The sequence below is a fragment of the Arthrobacter sp. PAMC25284 genome (assembly GCF_019443425.1).
GTDB lineage: Bacteria > Actinomycetota > Actinomycetes > Actinomycetales > Micrococcaceae > Arthrobacter > Arthrobacter oryzae_A.
This window is the reverse complement of the sequence record NZ_CP080382.1, coordinates 719,088-738,202: the sequence shown is the minus strand read 5'-3', so window position 1 is coordinate 738,202 and position 19,115 is coordinate 719,088. Positions and strand designations below refer to the sequence as shown.

General features: G+C 64.2%; 17 protein-coding genes and 2 pseudogenes. 13 read left to right on the top strand and 6 right to left on the bottom strand.

From position 1 onward, the window contains the following. Positions 1 to 35 precede the first annotated feature (35 nt). The 8 genes from KY499_RS03435 (at position 36) to KY499_RS03405 (ending at position 5,820) form a co-directional block, all read left to right on the top strand. Positions 36 to 197: a hypothetical protein gene (locus KY499_RS03435; RefSeq protein ID WP_183164478.1), complete on the top strand. Its 162-nt coding sequence runs from the start codon at positions 36 to 38 to the stop codon at positions 195 to 197. Positions 198 to 409: 212 nt separating this feature from the next. Then, positions 410 to 1,576 carry an NAD(P)/FAD-dependent oxidoreductase gene (locus KY499_RS03430; RefSeq protein ID WP_308813075.1) on the top strand — a complete coding sequence of 389 codons (1,167 nt, stop codon included), beginning with the start codon at positions 410 to 412 and terminating at the stop codon, positions 1,574 to 1,576. 34 nt (positions 1,577 to 1,610) lie between these two features. After that, complete coding sequence (locus KY499_RS18505) at positions 1,611 to 1,811, top strand: hypothetical protein (RefSeq protein ID WP_308813074.1); 201 nt, start codon at positions 1,611 to 1,613, stop codon at positions 1,809 to 1,811. A gap of 263 nt (positions 1,812 to 2,074) precedes the next feature. Beyond that, positions 2,075 to 2,662, top strand: a complete 588-nt coding sequence (locus KY499_RS03425) for a TetR/AcrR family transcriptional regulator (protein ID WP_123255124.1) — start codon at positions 2,075 to 2,077, stop codon at positions 2,660 to 2,662. 419 nt (positions 2,663 to 3,081) lie between these two features. Further along, positions 3,082 to 4,380, top strand: coding sequence for a serine hydrolase (locus tag KY499_RS03420; protein ID WP_258190937.1), 1,299 nt, complete (start codon positions 3,082 to 3,084; stop codon positions 4,378 to 4,380). A 310-nt stretch (positions 4,381 to 4,690) separates the two neighbouring features. Beyond that, complete coding sequence (locus tag KY499_RS03415) at positions 4,691 to 5,272, top strand: protoglobin domain-containing protein (RefSeq protein ID WP_219886213.1); 582 nt, start codon at positions 4,691 to 4,693, stop codon at positions 5,270 to 5,272. Positions 5,273 to 5,377: 105 nt separating this feature from the next. Then, positions 5,378 to 5,566 (top strand): hypothetical protein, encoded by a 189-nt coding sequence (locus KY499_RS18685; RefSeq protein ID WP_375141132.1) that lies wholly within the window; start codon positions 5,378 to 5,380, stop codon positions 5,564 to 5,566. A 41-nt stretch (positions 5,567 to 5,607) separates the two neighbouring features. Continuing rightward, positions 5,608 to 5,820: a hypothetical protein gene (locus tag KY499_RS03405; protein WP_123255951.1), complete on the top strand. Its 213-nt coding sequence runs from the start codon at positions 5,608 to 5,610 to the stop codon at positions 5,818 to 5,820. A 200-nt stretch (positions 5,821 to 6,020) separates the two neighbouring features. Here KY499_RS03405 and KY499_RS03400 read toward each other — a convergent pair. Then, a pseudogene (locus KY499_RS03400) lies at positions 6,021 to 7,425 on the bottom strand (GntP family permease). 79 nt (positions 7,426 to 7,504) lie between these two features. Further along, a pseudogene (locus KY499_RS03395) lies at positions 7,505 to 8,060 on the bottom strand (gluconokinase). Positions 8,061 to 8,242: 182 nt separating this feature from the next. On the opposite strand from KY499_RS03395, the gene KY499_RS03390 reads away from it, so the two are divergent. Together KY499_RS03390 and KY499_RS03385 are read left to right on the top strand one after the other, a co-directional pair. Then, on the top strand, positions 8,243 to 8,992 hold the full coding sequence (locus KY499_RS03390) for a FadR/GntR family transcriptional regulator (protein ID WP_123255948.1): 750 nt from the start codon (positions 8,243 to 8,245) through the stop codon (positions 8,990 to 8,992). Positions 8,993 to 9,307: 315 nt separating this feature from the next. Next, the gene (locus tag KY499_RS03385; RefSeq protein WP_123255947.1) at positions 9,308 to 9,934 is read left to right on the top strand and encodes a hypothetical protein; all 627 of its coding nucleotides are present in this window, start codon (positions 9,308 to 9,310) and stop codon (positions 9,932 to 9,934) included. Positions 9,935 to 10,097: 163 nt separating this feature from the next. Here the strand turns inward: KY499_RS03385 and KY499_RS03380 are convergent, their stop codons facing one another. Together KY499_RS03380 and KY499_RS03375 are read right to left on the bottom strand one after the other, a co-directional pair. Next, positions 10,098 to 11,507 (bottom strand): aldehyde dehydrogenase family protein, encoded by a 1,410-nt coding sequence (locus tag KY499_RS03380; RefSeq protein WP_219886212.1) that lies wholly within the window; start codon positions 11,505 to 11,507, stop codon positions 10,098 to 10,100. A 133-nt stretch (positions 11,508 to 11,640) separates the two neighbouring features. Then, entirely contained in the window at positions 11,641 to 13,134 is a 1,494-nt protein-coding gene (locus tag KY499_RS03375) for an APC family permease (RefSeq protein WP_219886211.1), read from the bottom strand. Between the two features lie 431 nt (positions 13,135 to 13,565). Between KY499_RS03375 and KY499_RS03370 the strand changes: the two genes are divergently transcribed. Next, a complete protein-coding gene (locus KY499_RS03370; protein WP_219886210.1) occupies positions 13,566 to 14,780 on the top strand; it encodes an IS110 family transposase in 1,215 nt (404 codons plus the stop codon). A 128-nt stretch (positions 14,781 to 14,908) separates the two neighbouring features. On the opposite strand, the gene KY499_RS03365 is transcribed toward KY499_RS03370, so the two are convergent. Both KY499_RS03365 and KY499_RS03360 read right to left on the bottom strand, forming a co-directional pair. Continuing rightward, entirely contained in the window at positions 14,909 to 15,886 is a 978-nt protein-coding gene (locus KY499_RS03365; RefSeq protein WP_219886209.1) for a helix-turn-helix domain-containing protein, read from the bottom strand. 115 nt (positions 15,887 to 16,001) lie between these two features. Next, the gene (locus KY499_RS03360; protein ID WP_219886208.1) at positions 16,002 to 16,598 is read right to left on the bottom strand and encodes a TetR/AcrR family transcriptional regulator; all 597 of its coding nucleotides are present in this window, start codon (positions 16,596 to 16,598) and stop codon (positions 16,002 to 16,004) included. A gap of 124 nt (positions 16,599 to 16,722) precedes the next feature. Between KY499_RS03360 and KY499_RS03355 the strand changes: the two genes are divergently transcribed. Together KY499_RS03355 and KY499_RS03350 are read left to right on the top strand one after the other, a co-directional pair. After that, positions 16,723 to 18,639 (top strand): primary-amine oxidase, encoded by a 1,917-nt coding sequence (locus KY499_RS03355; RefSeq protein ID WP_219886207.1) that lies wholly within the window; start codon positions 16,723 to 16,725, stop codon positions 18,637 to 18,639. A gap of 3 nt (positions 18,640 to 18,642) precedes the next feature. Further along, positions 18,643 to 19,107 (top strand): hypothetical protein, encoded by a 465-nt coding sequence (locus KY499_RS03350; protein WP_219886206.1) that lies wholly within the window; start codon positions 18,643 to 18,645, stop codon positions 19,105 to 19,107. Positions 19,108 to 19,115: the final 8 nt, after the last annotated feature.

The window sequence follows — 19,115 nt, the reverse complement described above, 5'->3', positions numbered from 1 at the left end:
GAAAAGAGGATACCTTTCCGACGCACCATCACGGCATGACCTCCGCTGCACACCTGGAAGAGGAGGTAGCGCTCCTGTGTAACGACGTCGAATCCCGAGTCGCTTTCTGCGCACGTTGCCGCACCGCGAAGACAACCATTTCGGCGCCCGGCACCGCCGCGAACCGGGGGATCCGCCACCACCGGGCCCATCACTGACCGCTTTTCCCGCCGTCTTGGCGGGTATTTGGGATTCACGCCCACGCCACGCGCTGGCCGAGCTCCCGTATGACGTGGCCGATTACAAAGGCCTCGACTGCTACCGAAGCGCAGCATTTGATGGGCTGCCAGCTTGAGACGTAGCGCAACTCACAGCATCGCACGTTAGCGACCCAACCGATCCTAACGAACCATTGGAAGAGGAGAGCAGCATGTCATTGCGAGTCGGAATCATTGGTGCAGGCCCCAGCGGCCTGGCACAACTGCGGGCGTTTGAATCAGCACGCCAAAAAGGCGCCGCCATCCCCGAGATCATGTGTTTTGAGAAGCAGGACGACTGGGGCGGGCAGTGGAACAGCAGCTGGCGGATCGGCCTGGATACTCACGGCGAGCCGGTCCACTCCAGCATGTACCGCCATCTATGGTCCAATGGGCCCAAGGAATGCCTGGAGTTCTCGGATTACTCCTTTGACGAGCACTTCGGCCGTCCTATTTCTTCCTTCCCGCCCCGCGAGGTCCTTTTCGACTACATCAAGGGCCGCGTGGAAAAGTCCGACGTCCGCAAATACGTCCAGTTCAGCAGCGTTGCACGCCACACCAGCTACGACGAGACCACGCAGGAATTCACGGTGACGGTCGAGGACCTCAAAACCAACCACACTCAGACCCACGTGTTTGACAAGCTCGTGGTCGCCACCGGCCACTTTTCCGTCCCTACGGTCCCCGAGTTCAAGGGCATCAAAACCTTCCCGGGCGAAGTCTTGCACGCCCATGATTTCCGCGGAGCCGAGCGCTTTTACGGCAAGAATCTGCTCATGATCGGCAGCAGCTATTCCGCTGAGGACATTGGCATGCAGGCCCACAAGATGGGTGCCGCGTCCATCACCATGAGCTACCGCACTTCCCCGATGGGCTATGACTGGCCGGAAAACACGGTGGAGCGCCCGCTCGTCACCCACTTCCAGGGCCGCACCGCATACTTCAGCGACGGCACCCAAGATGACTTTGACGCCGTCGTGCTTTGCACCGGCTACCAGCACAAGTACCCGTTCCTGCCCGGCGACCTGTCACTGAAGTCGCCAAACGTGCTGTACCCGGGCAACCTCTACAAGGGCGTGGTGTGGCAGCAGAACACCAACCTGTTTTACCTGGGTGCGCAGGACCAGTACTACACATTCAACATGTTCGACGCGCAGGCGTGGTTTGCCCGCGACGTCATGACCGGAGCGGTCGATCTGCCTCCCCTTGCTGAGCGCGAGGCCGACATCCAGCTCTGGCTCGAACGCCAGGGCCGCGCTGCCGGATCACGATGCGGAGGCCGATTTCCAGACGGATTACCTGCGGGAGCTCATCGACGCCACGGATTACCCGCCCTTTGACCTGGACGCCGTTTCCCAGTTGTTCAAGGACTGGATGCACCACAAGCACACGGACATCCTGGGGTACCGCGACATGCTCCACCGCTCCGTGGTCACCGGCACTATGGCGGCCAAACACCACACCCGCTGGCTCAACGCCATGGATGACTCCATGGAACGATACCTCCATGGCTCCTCGCAGGATATCGACACTGGCACCCCCGACACCGTCACCGACACCGTGGCCGCCCGGTAACGCCAAACCACGCGGCAAATTAGGAGTCAGGGCCGAGAGTTCAGCTCCCGCCCGGCCCGCCGAACGGACCGCAACGTTGAAATGGGCGGGAGCAACGTTTCGGACACGGAACACAAAGCCTGCCACCGCCCACCCGGGCAGCTCTTCCCGGGTGGGCGGGATCCGGGTGGACGGGAGGAGATAGCAAACCGTTTCCATGGCCCATGGAATACTGTTGAGGAGTGTCCCTGTCGGGCCGAAACCGGGAGACTGGAGAGTGAGCTATGCGGGTACCCGCAGTAGAACGAAAAGAACAGTTGATTTCAGCGACAGTGGAACTAATGCGTCGTGAGGGTGTTCAGTCGGTGACCATGCGTGCTATTGCTAAAGAGGCCAATGCCCCTTTGGCGACGGCACATTATTGCTTCAGCAATAAAGACGAACTCATGGACGCGGCCGCCGAAGCTTGGTTGAAAAACCTGAGCCGCTTTTCCAGCGGCGTCCCGGTTCATTTGGGACTTCGTAAGGCTGTGGAACAAGTTGCCGAAGGATACTGGCGCGCCCTGGAGGAAGAGCCCGCCAGCCTACTTGCTGAGATCGAACTCATTCTGTGGGCGACACGCAATGCCGCCGTCAGCCCGTTGGCCGCGAAAATTTATCCGGCCTACGAAGTGGAACTGGGGAAGATATTCTCTTCCGCGGCCCAAAGCAGCGGTGATCAGTGCCTCATCGGCTTCGCCACGCTGGTACGGTGCTTCCTGATGGTCTACGACGGAGCGGCCCTTCAATACATGACCGACCCGAAGGCTGCCGATCACAGCACCCAGTTCTTCATGATGGTCGATGCGCTCCTGATCAAGGCCGGCGTCTAAACCCTCTCAGCTCCCGCAGGTGCTGCTCGGCATTCTCATCCAGGCCCACCAGGACGTTCCCGAGTACCGCCTTCCAACCTGTACCCATGAGCAGGCGGGCGCGTGGGTTCGATCCTTACCCGCGAGGTCTCCGCCCACGCTGTGATCCGCATCCTGCAACGCGGTATTTCGCGTCCCAGTGTGTACCAGCAGCTGCCGCCACGCCAGTGTGTACCGGCGGCTGCCGCCACGGCCTCCCTAGTCGCTGACAGCCGAGAACCCGGAGACCGCCCAGGCGTGCGTCAGGTCTGGTTGCGTTTCTGAAGTCAGGTCCAGGGCTGGGGGCATCTTGACCGCGCCCGTAGGGCTGGGGGAGCATCCAAAGTGTGGGGGCAGCAGGCCTGGGGTCTGCTGTGGACCGGCAGGCGGAGGGTGCTCAAATGGCGGCGGCTCGGGTCAGTGAATCGTCGGACCGGGCGGGGGTGCTGGTGGGCATCGCGGCGCTGGTGTCCGGGGTGTTCCTCGGCGGCTGCGCGTATGAGCCGGAGCCGATGCCGTTCCCGCCAAGCCCGGTAGCGACGTTAGCCCCGCCCCTTAGCGAGCTCCAGGTGATGCTTGAGCGGTTCAGCGAGGAGATGCTCCGGGAGGGCGCGACGGCGGTCCTGATCGAGGTGAAAGTTGGACGCGAGGAGTGGTCGCATGCGGCAGGCGTCAGGAGCCGCAAGGGCGGCGTTCGCGTCGAACTGAGTGATCCCGTGCAGGTGGGCGGCGTCACCCAGACCATGGTGGCGGTTTCCGTGCTGAAGCTCGTGGATGAGGGGCGGCTGGCGCTGGAGGACTCCGTGACCAGGTATCTACCTGAGCTGGTGGAACTCCTGCGCCCGCCCGGACCGATCTCCGTGCGCCAACTCCTGGGCCACACGTCCGCTATGCCCGACTTCCATGCCCGACTGCTGGAGTCGGCTCCGCCCCGGCAACTACTGGCCAACCCGATCAACCCCGAGCAGCGCCTCGCGCTGGCAGGGACTGTTCCGTGGCAGCGTCGCGAGCCGCCCGGGTTCAGCTATTCCCGCTCGGACTATGTGGCTCTGGGGCTGTTGGTGGAGCGAGTCCGCGGTGCGCCTCTCGCTGAGGTCCTGCGGGCCGACATTGTGGAGCCGCTGGGACTTCGCTCCACGACGATGATGGGCGACAGCCCGGCCCCGGCCAACCTGGTCCACGGCTACACACTGGTTGACGGCGAACTTGTGGATGTAGCGTCCTCCGCACTGCAAAAAGGATCCGCATCCGGGGGCGTACTTTCCTCTGTAGGAGACATCAACACCTTCTACGACGCGCTGCTGCGGGGTGAGCTGCTGTCACCGGCAAGCCTCTCTGAGATGAAGGGCCGCGTCGACGCCGACTACGGCCTTGGCCTCGAGCAATGGTACGACGCGTGTACCAACGGCTTCTACTATGGCCATTCCGGCGATGTTCCAGGCTATGGGACTATCGCGATCAGCAGTGCCGACGGCAACCGTCAGATCGCGATGTCGGTCACCTACCCTCCCTCGCCCCTGTTCACGGGGTCCCCCTCCACCGCGCTGGCGATGACGGGGATAGCCCAGACTGCGCTGAACGCGAGCTGTCGCCTCCAGTTCCAGTGGACACCTGCCCGCGACAGGGGACGCCCGCCCGACCATGCGCCCAGCTCCGGTGCTCTGACCTTCCTGGGGCAATCTCAGATTCGACGTCATTAGGAACCGCCATTCCCAACTGTGAAAAATTGCCAAACGAAGTTAACAGTCACACTTTCACCGGTCTGTCGTTGATCTACCATCCCGGGGGTCGAAGTCCTCGCCGTCTTCATCGGGGCGCTGGGCGTCCGCGCGGTGCAAGCCAGCGATCTGGACGTCCTGCGCACTGCACCGGACATGTTCGGCCCCTGGTTGCTTCGCACAGTCACGGGGCCCTGAGCCGCGACCATGGCCCGGGACCTGATAGCGCGGACACTTTACGGGGGCACTGCAGGTGGATACCTTGATAATATTCCCAGCGAAAGGTGTAAAAATGTCTTCGATCCCCGGCTACACGTATGGTTCCAAGACTCTTGCGACGTCCCCGGTGTCCCTCGAAGACCTGGCCCGGCTCGAGTCAACGGTGCTTTGGACTGACGACGACGTGGCCGCACTGCGCCGTGCAGGCGAGATTCTTGGCCCGCAAGCCGATCGCATTCTCGATGTCTGGTACGGATTCGTTGGCAGCCATGACTTCCTGATCGCAAGTTTCGCGGGTGCGGATGGAACCGCGAACCCGGACTACCTGGGAGCCGTCCGGGCCAGATTCGCCCAGTGGATCGTGGATGTTTGTTCACGGGACCGCGACCAGGAGTGGCTGGACTATCAACACGAGATTGCGCTCCGCCACACAGCAGCGAAGAAGAATCTCACCGATGGGGTGAGTTCGCCTGCCTCCGTGATCAACCTGCGTTACATCATCGCCTTCATCGTTCCCCTGACAGCAACGATTCGGCCATTCCTCGCAGAACAAGCCCCGGACGCGGATGAAGTGGAGGCGATGTATCAGGCATGGTTTAAGTCAGTCACGATCACGGCTGCACTGTGGGCTGAGCCATACTCACCGTCATGGTGAACCGCCGGTGACAGCAGTCCAGGACGTTGAACGGGCATGCCGGGGTATGCAGACAAGGCAACAGGAATAGTGAAATGATTCAACTCCGAAAAGGGTTTCGGATTCATCGCCACTGATGACGGCTCCGCAGACGTCATCGCCCACTACTCGGCAATCGCCAGCAGCGGCGAAAGCGCCGCCCGGCCAGCAGAGGCCGCTTCGGGAACGGGTAGCGACATCGGTGACGGGAGGCAGGGATGTGTGGCGCCTGCCTTTCTGATGGCTATGGACCTAGTCCTGACAGCGGGTGAATAATAACGCTGAATCGCCGGCCATTTCAGCTATCGGAGGACCAAATGCGGGGCAGTATCAGATCCATCGTCGGAATCGCAGTGATTCTCTGGCTCGCGATCGGCCTAGCCGCTGCCGTCCAGCGCGACTATTTCGCCGGGCAGACAGCATCCTGCGCCACGGTAGGAACGATCGCGGTGACAATCGTTACGGGGCCACTGAACTACACAGGCCTGAACCCTAAAATCGCCTGTGAAATTCCCCAGCCTTCGAAGTAGCATGTTCCCGGCCGGCCGGCCCATTTTCTTGTTCGCGAGGGTTCGGCCTCTGGTGGGCAGCAGTGCAGCTACGGGCGACATTAGGTAAAGAACTGGTCATCAGGCCAAGACGGTAGTTAACGAACGACGACGGCGGGATGTCCCGCCGTCGTCGTTCTGGCTTTATGCCCGGTGGCCGTGGCTGTCGGCCGTTAGTGCGGCTACGACACGAGGCTGGCCACGCCAAAGATGGCCGCGGCGATCCCGAAGCCCATCACGCCGATGAGTGTTTCCATCACGGTCCAGGTTTTTAGCGTCGTTTTGACGTCCATGCCGAAGAAGCGGCCCACCAGCCAGAAGCCCGAGTCGTTGACGTGGGAGACCACAACAGAGCCGGCAGCGACGGCGATGACGAGGGCGGCCAGCTGCATGCCGTTCATCCCTGCGGCAGCAACGGCCGGAGCGATCAGGCCCGCGGTGGTGGTCAGCGCCACCGTGGCGGAGCCCTGGGCGATGCGCAGGATGGCCGCGATCAGGAAGCCTGCGAGGATCAGCGGAATGCCGACGTCGCCAAGAACGTCGGCAAGGGCCTTACCGATGCCCGAGGTGCGCAGGACCCCGCCGAACATACCGCCGGCGCCGGTGATCAGGATGACGGAGCAGACCGGGCCCAGCGAGGATTCGAGCAGTTTTTCCAGAGCGCCGCCGTGCAGCCCGCGGCTCCGTCCGAGCACGAGGGCGGCCACGATGACGGCGATCAGCAGCGCGACCGGCGTTTCACCGAGGGTCCGCAGTACCTGGTACCAGGTCTCCGTCTTGGCCGCCGCGGGCAGGACGCCGGCGGAGGAGAAGGTGCTCAGACCGGTGTTGAGGAAGATCAGGACGAGCGGCAGCAGCAGGACCCCGACGACGGTACGGAACCGGGGCGGGTTGGCTTCGGCGGCGGCGTCGGCCTGGCCCAGCAGCGTTGGGACGGGAAGGACCATGCGCTTGCCCGTCCATAGACCGAAGAGGTAGGCCGTGACGTACCAGGTGGGGATGGCTGCGATCAGGCCGGCAACCAGGACCAGGCCGATGTTGGCGTCAAAGAAGGTTGCGGCTGCAACGGGGGCCCGGGTGCGGGGGCAGGAAGATGTGCATCACGGAGAAGGCGCCGGCTGCGGGCAGCCCGAAGCGGAGCACGCCGCCACCGAGACGGTGCGCGACGGCGAAGACAACCGGGAGCATTACGACGAGGCCGGCGTCGAAGAAGATGGGGAAGCCGAAGATCAACGAGGCGAGGCCCAGGGCGAAGGGAGCGCGCTTTTCGCCGAACAGGTTGATGAGGTAGTCGGCAAGGGCCTTGGCACCGCCGCTGGTCTCGACGATCCGGCCGAGCATCGCGCCGAGGCCGACGAGCAGTGCCACCGCGCCGAGGGTCGTGCCAAAGCCGCTGACCAGGACGGTCACGACCTTGTCGGCGGGAATTCCGGTGGCAAACGCGGTGGCAAGGCTGATGATGATCAGGGCGAGCAGCGCGTGCACACGCAGCTTGATGATGAGGAACAGCAGCACGGCGATGGCCGCCGCGGCGATCAGCAGCAGAGGGCCTGCGCCGAGGGTTTGGGTCCATCCTTCGATGGTCATGGTTCTCCTTTGAAACATTTGGAACGTCGGGAAATGTGATGTGAAGTGTGGGGGAGCGGGGCCGAGCCCGGACCGGGGCTCAGGCGGAGTCTGGGGTCCCGGAGCCTGGAGCGTCGGCCAGTCCGAGCGATGCCCTGATGTCGGCAACAAGCTGCTCAGGGGTCCGGGTGATGTCCAGGCGCAGGCTTCCCGCGGCTCGTTCTGCGGGGGTCAGCGGTTCCAGCGTGGCCAGCTGGCTCGGCAGCAGGGTGACGGGCATAAAGTGGCCGGCGCGCCCGTGCATGCGCTCGGCCAGAAGTTTGGGATCGCCGTCCAGGTGCAGGAAGACCACCCGGCCCTCCGCCCCGGAGAGCAGCTCGCGATATTCCGCTTTGAGGGCAGAGCAGGTCAGGACCGTGCTCTCTCCGGCGCGGGGCCCGGGCGGTCATCCAGTCACGGATTGACTGCAGCCACGGCCAGCGGTCGCTGTCCTCCAGCGGGGTTCCGCTGTTCATCTTGGTGATGTTGGACTGCGGGTGGAATTCATCCGCCTCGGCCATGATCCAGCCCAGATCGCCGGAAAGCGCCTCGGCGACCGTTGACTTGCCGGCCCCTGCAACCCCCATCACCACCAGATGAATGGCAGAAAACGTCATTGTTAACCTCCGTGGACGATATCGGGCGGCTCGGATGAACCGTGGGCCGCTCCAGCAGCCTGTTGAAAAAGGTAGCACCTTTTGAAACCCAATCGTACTATCTTTCGGTAACATAAGTCACACCATTGACTGGGTAGGCATTATGCTGGAAACAGCCCCTGTGGGGCAGAGGGAGGCATCACATGTCGACGGCGACACCGGACCATACGGGCGTTGAGGACCATGGCGTGGACGGGGAGCACGATGAACCTCTTCGCGCTCTGCACCTGCGGGTCCTGGATGAACTCGGCGAGGGCATCGTCGCGGGCGTTTTCGCACCGGGGCAACGCCTGACCCTGGAGGGCATCCAGCACCAATACGGCATCTCGCGCACTTTGGCCCGAGACACGACGCGCGTCCTGGAGTCAATGAACCTGGTCTATTCGCGGCGGCGCGTGGGGATTGTTGTGCAGGATCCTGCCCTTTGGAATGTCTTCGACCCGAAGCTGGTCCGGTGGCGGCTGGCGTCCGGGCGCCGTACGGAGCAGTACGCGAGCCTCACGGAACTGCGGATGGCCGTCGAACCGATAGCCGCAGCCGGTGCGGCACGCCGGGCAGGCGCCGCCGAGCGTCGCCAGCTCGCAGCACTGGCAGCAGAGCTGCGACGGCTCGGCGAGGCCGGCGATCTCGAGGGATTCCTCGCCGCCGATATCGCCTTTCACCAGCTGATCCTGCACAGCAGTGGCAACGAGATGTTCCACGCACTCGATGCGATGGTGGCCGAGGTCCTGTCCAGCCGGACCCGGCAGCGGCTCATGCCCTTTCATCCGCACCCGGATGCGCTGCAGGCGCACGAGGATGTCGCCGCTGCTGTGGCCGCTGGCGATGCGGGAACGGCCGAGACGGCCATGCACCGGATCCTCGAGGAAGTCCGGACGGCGATGGGTCTTTAGCCAGAACCCGGGCGTGAAGAATAGCCTGTTCTGGTCTGCGACGGACTCAGGGGCCTGTCCGGGGTCGGGAGCAGATCTCATGGCCATCAGCGGGCATATCCGCTGGCCGCCCGTGGGCGCAAACTACTGGCCGTTGACACCCGCGCCCACTGCGGAATCATTAAATTGGAACGATTAGGCACGACCTAACGTCCAGATCTACTCAAGAAATACGACGGCGCGGGTTAGACGGATGGCTAAGGGGCTTTTGTCACGCTGGGGTCAAAACTCTTAAGCGGTGCCGTCCAAAGCAAGCAAGCGAAAGGAGAAATAGTCATGGAACAGCCGATGGCCCAGCCAACCGGAGATTCTCGGGACGGGTTAAGTTTGAGCACTGTTCGCGGAACAGCCATCTGCGCAGGCTTGGGTGGGCTCCTGCTGGGGAGCTTCGCAATCATCGTGGCGCTGAAGCCGCGCGGCTGCGTTGCCGAAGAGTGTGTCGGACGAAGTTACAGCGAAGGCGGACCCGTGGACGGGCTCCTGTTCTTCGTTGCTCTTGCCCTTATAGCGGCTGCGACGGCTGGTGTTTACCGTATGCACCGCTTTGATCGCAGAGGATTTAAACTCGTCCGGATAAGCGCGGTGGTTGCTGCCGTCTCCGTGGTGAGCGGCGCATTTTTGACCAACTCCGCTTTGTTCTTTGTAGGCCTCGCCGCACTTATCTTGGCCTTATTGGCCTTCGCGGTGATTGGCGCAGGACTAATGGTGACACGGGTCCTGCCTGCGTGGTCAGGTGCGATGCTGCTCGTCACATCTCTCATGCTTTTTGGTATCAACGACCAGAATGAGCGAGGTCTACTTCTTATTCCCTTCGGAGTGGCCTGGATGGTTTTGGGCGGCCTGCTTTTGTCTGCGGCTTCCTCGCCAAGCAAGGGCTGGCATAGCCGCATTCAGTACGCATGAGGTCATCACCGAAAAACATCAATAGAACGCGCGTCGTTCGGCCGGGTCCGCCACCAGTAGGTCCTCGATGTCCCACGCTCACGGGTCCCGAGCCGACCTGCACGCTCCTCTGTGAGTAGGGCGGGCAGGCCGTCCGGGGGCGCGTGGCTCTCTCCGGGCGGAGTCAGCCGTTAATCACCTGGGGGATGCCGAGGGCTTTGAGGCCTTCGACGCCGAATTCGAGACCGTAACCGGACTGCTTCGCGCCTCCGAAGGGAATGCGCGGGTCTACGGCCCCGTGCTTGTTGATCCAGACCGTTCCAGCTTCGAGCCGGGCTGCTACCTTCCGGGCTTCGGCGTTGTCAGTTGACCAGACGGAGGCGCCGAGCCCGACGTCGAGGCCGTTGGCCATGGTGATGGCGTCGTCGATGGTGGCGTATCGGATGATCGGCAGGGCAGGACCGAACTGTTCCTCGGCAACCAGCGGATTAATGTTCTCGATGTCCGCGACGAGAGTGGTGGGGTAGAAGTTGCCGGCCTGGTCCGGGTCCGGGTTGCCGCCGAGGAGGATCCGCGCCCCGGAATCCTTGGCGGCGTCGACGAGTCGGGCGACGATGTCATACTGCGCCTGGTTCTGCAGCGGGCCCAGGACATTGTTCTCGTCGAGGCCGTTGCCCATGGGCATCGCGGCGGCGACCGCGGTGAGCTCTTCGCAGACGGCGTCGTAGATGTCGGTGTGGACGTAGAGGCGCTTCAGCGCCGCGCAGGTCTGGCCGGTGTTGATGAAAGCACCCCAGAACAGGCCCTCGGCGATGGCCTTGGGGTCTGCGTCGGGCAGGACGATGCCGGCGTCGTTGCCGCCCAGTTCCAACGTGAGCCGCTTGACGGTATCGGCAGAGGATTTGATGATCGCCTTGCCGGTCGCGGTGGAACCGGTGAACATCACCTTACCGATGGCAGGGTGTTCGGCGAGGCGGGCGCCGACGTCGCGGCCGCCGCAAACTACGCTGAGCAGTCCGTCGGGGAGTTCCTGGTTGAGGACGTGGATCAGGGCCAGGACGGAGAGGGGAGTGTACTCAGAGGGCTTGACCACTACGGCGTTGCCCATCCGCAGGGCGGGCGCGATCTGCCAGACGGTGATCATCATGGGCCAGTTCCAGGGCCCGATCGCGCCGACGACGCCGATGGGCCGGTAGTTCAGTTCGGCGCGGGTGTCGTCGTCGTCGACGACCGTTTCGGTTTCCAACGGTGTTGCGGCGGCGGTGCGGAGCCAGGCGGCGCAGGCGCCGACTTCGAAACGGGCGTTGGGGCCGTTGAGGGGTTTACCCTGCTCGCGGGAGAGCAGCCTGGCGAGTTCTTCGGCGGAACGTTCCACGGCGTCGGCCATCCGCACCAGCGTGGCGCTGCGGGCCTCGTGGCCCGCCGCCGCCCAGTCCGGCTGCGCAGCGACTGCAACGTCGATGGCATGTTCCAAGTCATCGACGGTGTGCACGGGGGCCTGGCCGACGGGTTCGCCCGTGGCCGGATCAAGGATCGTGCGCGCCGGGCCGGTGGCCGCGGTGATCGAGGCGAGAAGCGCGTCGTAGGTTTCCATTGGTACTCCACTTCGAGTAGGAACAGTACAGGCCGGATGGCGGTGAGGTGATATACCCAGTCTGCGTGGCCGTGCCTGCGTAGACTTGTTTCTCCGTGCACGGCCCTTGCATTGAAAGGAACAGATCCTCGGGCTAGTCCTCTGGCGACTGCTCCGGCCCGTGGCCAATGGCCTGGTATAGGGCCGGCCGGGTGCGCTTGAGCCGCAGGCCCCAGAGAACTCCTGCAACGCCGGGCAGGAAAATAATGGCCGGCAGGAGGTAGGTCAGGGCCGTGGGCTCCGGTTGTCCGAGCAGGACATCGAAGTTCACCACGATCAGGACGGTCACGGTGCCCAGCAGCATAAAGGCCAGCGCGGGAGCAATCCGGTGCTTCCACACGCTAATGTCCCTATCGCCCCGGCGCAGGAAGAACCCGATCACGGCGAGCGAAACTACGGACATCAGCAGGACCAGTCCAAGTGCTCCACTGTTGGTGAGCCAGGTGAACATTGTGAGCACCGGGTAGAGCTCGCCCAGTTCCGACCCGGAGCCGGCCATCGCAAAGCCGGTTGTGAGGACCACGGCAATGGCGGTCTGGGCCAGCGAACCGGCGAAGGGTGCGCCGCTGGTGCGCCGCACCCTGGAAAGGACGACCGGGACCACCTGTTCGCGGCCCAGCGAAAAGAAGTAGCGCGCGACGGCGTTGTGGAAGCTGACGAGCGCAGCAAAGATGCTGGTGACAAAGAGGATCTGGGCCAGATCACTGAGCAGGACGGCGCCGTGGGTCTCCAGGAACACAAACATCAGGTCAGGCCCGGACCGGGTGGATTCAGCGATGATTGCCGACGGGCCGGCGCCCACGGTCATGGCCCAGGCCGAAATGGCATAGAAGGTGCTGATGACGGCTACGGCCAGGTAGGTGGCCCGCGCTACGGTCTTCCGGGGATCCTTTGATTCCTCGCCGTAGATCGCGGCTGATTCGAACCCCATAAAGGCGGCAATGCCGAACGAGAAGACCGCGCCGATGCCCGGGACAAAGAGCGATTCGGGGCTGAGGGCAACGGCCGACGCGCCCTCCGGAGCGGCTGCGAACGCCATGATGTCGTAGACCATAACAGCCAGGAATTCCAGGCCGACCAGCACGCCGAGCACCTTGGCGGAGAGATCCACCCGATTGACGCCCAGGGCGGCGACGACGGCAATGCAGACAATGACCGGCACCCACCACGGCACGGCAATGCCGAATTTAGCCGACAGCATGGACGCGACCGTGAAGCCGAACAGCCCATAGAGGCCCACCTGCATCAGGTTGTAGGCCACAAGGGCAACCAGGGCGGCACCCACTCCGAGCGGACGGGAAAGCCCTTGTGCGATGTAGGCGTAAAACGCGCCGGCGTTGGTGACGAAGCGGCTCATAGCGGCGTACCCGACCGCAAACAGCGTCAGGACCAGCCCGAGGAGGATGAAGGAGAGCGGAACCCCCATCACGCCGGTGACGGCGAAGGTGGTGGTGACGCCGCCGGCCAGAACGGTCAGCGGCGCAGACGCCGCCACGATCATAAAAGTTACAGACAGGACGCCCAGGCGGCGCCGGTCCAGTGCCGGCGGTGTGACCGCTGTGGTGGCATTCGAAGATGTCAGTGCCATAGAACTCTCCTAGGGGAAGGGCGGACCAGGAAGCTGGTCCGCAGAGGCTTTCCTCAATCTTCGGCGCCGGATCGGCCCGGGCGTTGCCTTCAAGTGAACGATCATTGTCGGTCAGCGCACACCGGTGAGCGCACCCCGGTCAGCGCACCCCGGTCAGCGGGCGGAAAGCAGCGGCGACTGTCCGGAGCCCCGTTACCTTTCTTATAGCCCCTGAACGAGCAAGAATCGGGGTTGCTGGCCTGTCGGCCCCGGCATGATTTAGTCCCCCAGTCGATCATGATCCGGGGGGTGTTGTCACCGGGGTGCGATAGGCGCCAGGGGATCGCTGATGGGGACCAGACCAGCTGCAGACTTTATCGCGGGAGGCCGGCCGTAACGTGGATGCCGAGCTCTGGGGCCGCAGGACATGCCAGCTGTCAGATCGGACCGGAATGCTGGAGGTATGCGTGATCAAGGACCACGATTCCGTTGATGTCTTCATTGGCGTCGACGTCGGCAAAACCAACCACCACGCGGTGGCCTTGGACAGGAACGGCAAGAAACTGCTCGACAAGGCCCTGCCCCAGGACGAGGCGAAACTGCGGGCGATCATCGACAGCCTCGCAAAGCACGGGACTCTGCTGCTGGTCGTGGACCAGCCCGCCACCATCGGCGCCCTGCCGGTCGCCGTGGCGCAAGGTGCCGGCATTCTGGTCGGTTACCTGCCGGGCCTGGCGATGCGCCGCATCGCGGACCTGCACCCGGGCGAGGCCAAGACTGATGCCCGAGACGCCTACATCATTGCTGAGGCCGCCCGGACCATGCCGCACACCCTGCGCTCGATCGCCGTCACCGACGAGCAGGCCGCCGAACTGTCGATGCTCTGCGGCTTCGACGATGACCTGGCCAAGCAGGCCACGGCCGCCTCGAACCGGATCCGCGGGCTCCTCACCCAGATCCATCCCGCACTGGAACGGGCCATCGGCCCGCATCTGGACCACCCCGTGATGGCCGAGCTGCTGCAAAAATACCCCACGCCTGAGGCGCTGCGCAGGGCCGGCCAGAGCCGGGTCGCCGCGTTCATGGCCAGGTCCGCTCCGCGGGCCGGTAAAGGCTGGGCCGCGGGGATCTTCACCGCCCTGTCCGAGCAGACCGTGGTCGTGGCCGGCACCACTGCCGCCGGCGTCGTGCTGCCCCAGCTGGCGGCGCAGCTTGCCCAGCTGCGCTCCTCCCGGGCAGAGGTCCTGGCACAGGTTGAAAAACTCGTGGAGGCCCACCCTCTTCACCAGCTCCTGACGTCCCTACCGGCGGTCGGCGTCAGGACGGCAGCCCGGGTCATCACCGAGGTTGTCGGCAAGGAATTCAAGACCGCCGGGCACCTGGGCTCCTACTCCGGGCTCGCGCCGGTGACGTGGCGCTCCGGAACCTCAATCCGCGGAGACCACTCCTCCAGGAAGGGCAACAAGATCCTCAAACGGGCGTTCTTCCTCTCGGCGTTCGCGTCCTTGAAAGACCCGGTCTCCCGGGAGTACTACGACCGGAAACGGGCAGAGGGTAAACGGCACAACCAGGCCCTGATCGCCCTGGCACGACGCCGCTGCGACGTCCTCTTCGCGATGCTCCGCGACGGCACCTTCTACGAGGCGCCAAGCCCGAAAACCGCCTAAACACGGAGGGCTACCAGCTCGCGGACACGCGCCGCCAGCCGCTTATCCCTGCCCGAAAACGGTCACATCATTTTTCGAAAAACCCGTCCGAGCGCTTGACAAAAAACATAGGGACACCCCCCAGTCCGTCAGGCAGCCGGTGCGGGACTGTTGCCCCGGCGCCAGTCGCTGGGGGACTGGCCGAAAAATTCCCGGAACGAACGGCTGAAGTGTGCGGCATCGAGGAATCCCCAGCCGGCGGCCACGGCTGCGACTGACTTGCCCGAGTGCAGCGGATCCCGCAGGTCCCGCCCGGCCCGCTCCAGCCGCTGGCTTCTGATCCAGCTGGCTACGGTGGTGCCGAATTCGTGGAAGACATTGTGAAGGTGGCGGGTGGAGATGAAGTGGGCTGACGCAATCCCCGCCGGCGACAGCTGCGGATCCGTGAGATGGGCCTCGATATATTCCCGGATGGAACCGGCGAGCAGAGTCTTCGGTTTCATGGTGTCCTGCGCCAGGTCCAGTTCGGAGTGCAGCATCGTGGAGACCAGGTCCAGAACGTTGCCGGCCAGTCGCGAACCGCTGGGGCCGTTGAGCACGTTCAGGTTTGCCGCGATCCGGGCCATAAAGGGACCCACGAGGCCGGCCAGGCCGCTGCCGGCGGCCATCCGGACGGCCGAGAGTTGCCCCACATAATCAGGCGGGAGCGTCAGGAAGTCATGCGGGAACATCACAACCATCATCCGGGCCTGGTCTTCGAAGGCCAGCGTGTACGGCCGGGTGGTGTCGTAAATCGCGAGATCGCCGGGCTGCAACGTGGCTTCCCGGTTGTCCTGGATCAACATGCCGGTGCCCTCGAGCTGGAGGTTGAGTTTGAAGTAGCGCTGGTCCGACTGTGCCAGCAGCGCCGGCGTGCGGTGGACCTGATGGCTCGAGGCGGAGACCTCGACGATGCACATGCGGTCCAGGACCCTGGACCGCATCCTTCCGCGGAAGGCATCGGCGTCGTCCGTCTCGGTTGCCAGCGGCACGAAAGACTGGCCGACAAGGTGGCGCCAGTCCTCGAATGTCGTCGCTACGGTGCTCTGCAGGTCCTGCTGGGAGGGGTGGGCTGTAAGTGCCGGCATACATGCTCCTGACGCCGTTGGGCCGCCTGTGGGGTGTGTCCTGGGACACAGTCCTCTCAGCGTAGCGTCGCCCGGCCGCGGTGTCATCTTTTTTCGACAACGGGCGAAAAAAGATTCAGGTAGCAGTGCGCAGCAGGGTCAGAAAGCCCTCCAGTTGATCCAGTAAATCCGGCTCGGCGCGGCCTTCGGGCGCCAGTGCAGCGGAGATCTGGGCACCGAGCAGCATGTTGAGCAGATGGCTCGCCGTGGAACTGTCCCCGACGGCGGCCCGGATGTCGCCGGCTTCCCGGGCCTGCGCCAGGTACCCACGGATGGCCGCGTGCCACTGTTCCATGGATTCGCGGTGAATGGCCGCCTTCTCCGTGTCGTTGATGGCCTTCTGCCAGAACGGGATAACGATGCGCGCCTCGTTCACGCGTTCCTCGTCCAGCGGGAGGACCTCGAGGCAGAATGCCCGCAGCGCGGGAATCCCGGACTTGCCGGCCGTGACGTCGGCGATGCGCTGGTTGGTCCGGTTGAAGACGTGGCCGAAGGCGAAGGTCAGTAGGGTGTCTTTGGTGGGGAAGTAGGGTTTTAGGGCGCCATTCGCGAACCCTGCTTCGGTAGCGATTTCACGCATGGTGGCGCTTTCGATGCCGAGCCGGGCGATGATCCGCCATGTGGCGTCCACCAATTCCAGCCGGCGCTCGTCATGATCAACAATCTTTGGCACGCAGTTGCTCCCCGGAAAATGTTCTTGGCAAAGGACCCTTGTGACTTATCCTACAAACGCTTATTCTCTACAACTATAGAAAATAAACGATCTGCCCGCCAGGGCCCCGAGAATTAAGGCCACCATGACGCCCACGCAAACAGACACAGCCACCCCGTACCGTCTGGCAACGGGTGCCGAGATCAGCGGAGTCCAGAGCATCCTGCGCGACGCCGGCCTGCTCGGACCGGAAAAGCGCATCGCTTACCTCGGCCTGCTGGATCCGGCCCGCCACGAGAGCCCGGACTCCGCGGACCGCCGGTTCCGGATCTTCATCCACGACGTGACCGGGGGAGCGCCGGGGGATGTCACGGTATCGCTGTCCTGGCAGGCAGTGCTGTCGGTCCGGGTGCTGGACACCGCTGTCACTGGTGAACTGCCGGTCCTGGAGGAGGAGTTCGGCGTCGTCGAAGAACTCCTCGCCACCGATGAACGGTGGCTCAAAGCCCTCGCGGACCGCGGCCTCGATGTCACCAGCGTCCGAGTTGCCCCGCTGTCCGCCGGCGTCTACGAATACCCGGAAGAGAACGGCCGCCGCATCCTCCGGGGCCTGGCTTTCGTGCAGGAGTTCCCGGAGGACAGCGCCTGGGCGCACCCGGTGGACGGGCTCGTGGCCTACGTTGACGTCGTCTGGAAGGAAGTGACCCGGGTGCTCGATCTGGGGGCCGTGCCGGTTCCCGCGGAACACGGCAACTATACGGACCCCGATCTCACCGGTCCGCTCCGCACCACGCAGAAACCGATCAGCATCACCCAGCCTGAGGGGCCCAGCTTCACCGTCACCGGAGGGAACCACGTCGAATGGGAGAAGTGGAGCGTCGACGTCGGCTTCGACGTCCGGGAAGGAGTTGTGCTGCACAACATCGCGTTCCGGGACGGTGACCGCAAACGCCCGGTCATCAAGCGGGCGTCAATCGCTGAGATGGTGGTTCCCTACGGGGACCCGTCACCCATCCGGTCCTGGCAGAACTACTTCGACACCGGCGAATACCTTGTGGGCCAGTACGCCAACTCGCTGGAACTGGGCTGCGACTGCCTTGGCGACATCACCTACCTGAGCCCCGTGATCAGCGATGCCTTCGGCAACCCCCGGGAAATCCGCAACGGCATCTGCATGCACGAGGAGGACTGGGGCATCCTGGCCAAGCACAGCGACCTCTGGACCGGCATCAACTACACGCGCCGGAACCGCCGCCTGGTGATCTCGTTCTTCACCACCATCGGCAACTATGACTACGGCTTCTACTGGTACCTGTACCTCGACGGCACCATCGAATTCGAGGCGAAGGCTACCGGCGTCGTCTTCACGAGCGCCTTCCCGGAGGGCGGCTCAGCGAACATCTCCCAACTGGCGCCCGGACTCGGCGCACCGTTTCATCAACACCTCTTCAGCGCCCGCCTGGACATGGCGGTCGACGGCTTCACCAACCGCGTCGAAGAGGAGGACGTTGTCCGCCAGCCCATGGGCGAGGGCAACGAACGAGGCAATGCATTCTCCCGTAAACGCACTGTCCTGGCCCGCGAATCCGATGGCGTCCGGGAGGCCGATGCCCGCAGCGGCAGGACCTGGATCATCTCCAACCCGGACTCGAAAAACCGGCTCGGTGAGCCCGTGGGCTACAAACTTCATGCCCAGGGCCAGCCCACCCTGCTCGCGGACCCGGACTCCTCGATCGCCAAGCGTGCCGCCTTCGCCACCAAGGACCTTTGGGTCACCCGCTTCGCGGACGACGAGCGGTACCCCACGGGCGACTTCGTCAACCAGCACCCCGGGGGTGCCGGGCTGCCCGCGTACGTCGCCCAGGACCGGGACATCGACGGGCAGGACATCGTGCTCTGGCACACGTTCGGGCTGACCCACTTCCCCCGGGTCGAGGACTGGCCGATCATGCCCGTGGACACCGTGGGATTCAAGCTGCGCCCCGAAGGGTTCTTCGACCGCAGCCCCGTGCTGGACGTGCCGGCCTCCGGGCAGGGCGCGGGCGGCCACTGCCATGGTTAGGTCATGGCGTTGACCGCAGTGTGGGGCCGCGCAGCAGGCCCCACACTTCACGCCAGGCTGTGTGCCGTTGTCACGGCCGGCTCGTGCGCCCTGCACGTGTGGCTCGCGGCGGCGGGCCGTCATTCCGGCTGGCTGAGCGCGTTGATGATTGCCATGGTTGTGGCGTGCCTTCCGTGCACGGTGCATATCTGGCGGCAAGTCCGCGTCGGGGCGCTCCAGCGGGTCATGGTGTCCGCGCTGGCGATGGCCGTCCTTCACGCGTTCGTGTTGCTGGCGGCGGGGCCGTCGGGTCACGGCCATGCCGGGCTGTCCGGGGCCGGTCCGACGGCCGGGATCGGCGACCCCGCCGCGGCGGTCATGCTGGGTGTGGTTGCGGTTGAATTGACGACGGCGCTGCTCGCCGCGACCCTGGTTGCCCGGCTGCGGCCCCGGGCCTTCGCCCGGAGCTCCGGTACATTATTGCAATGACGGTGCTG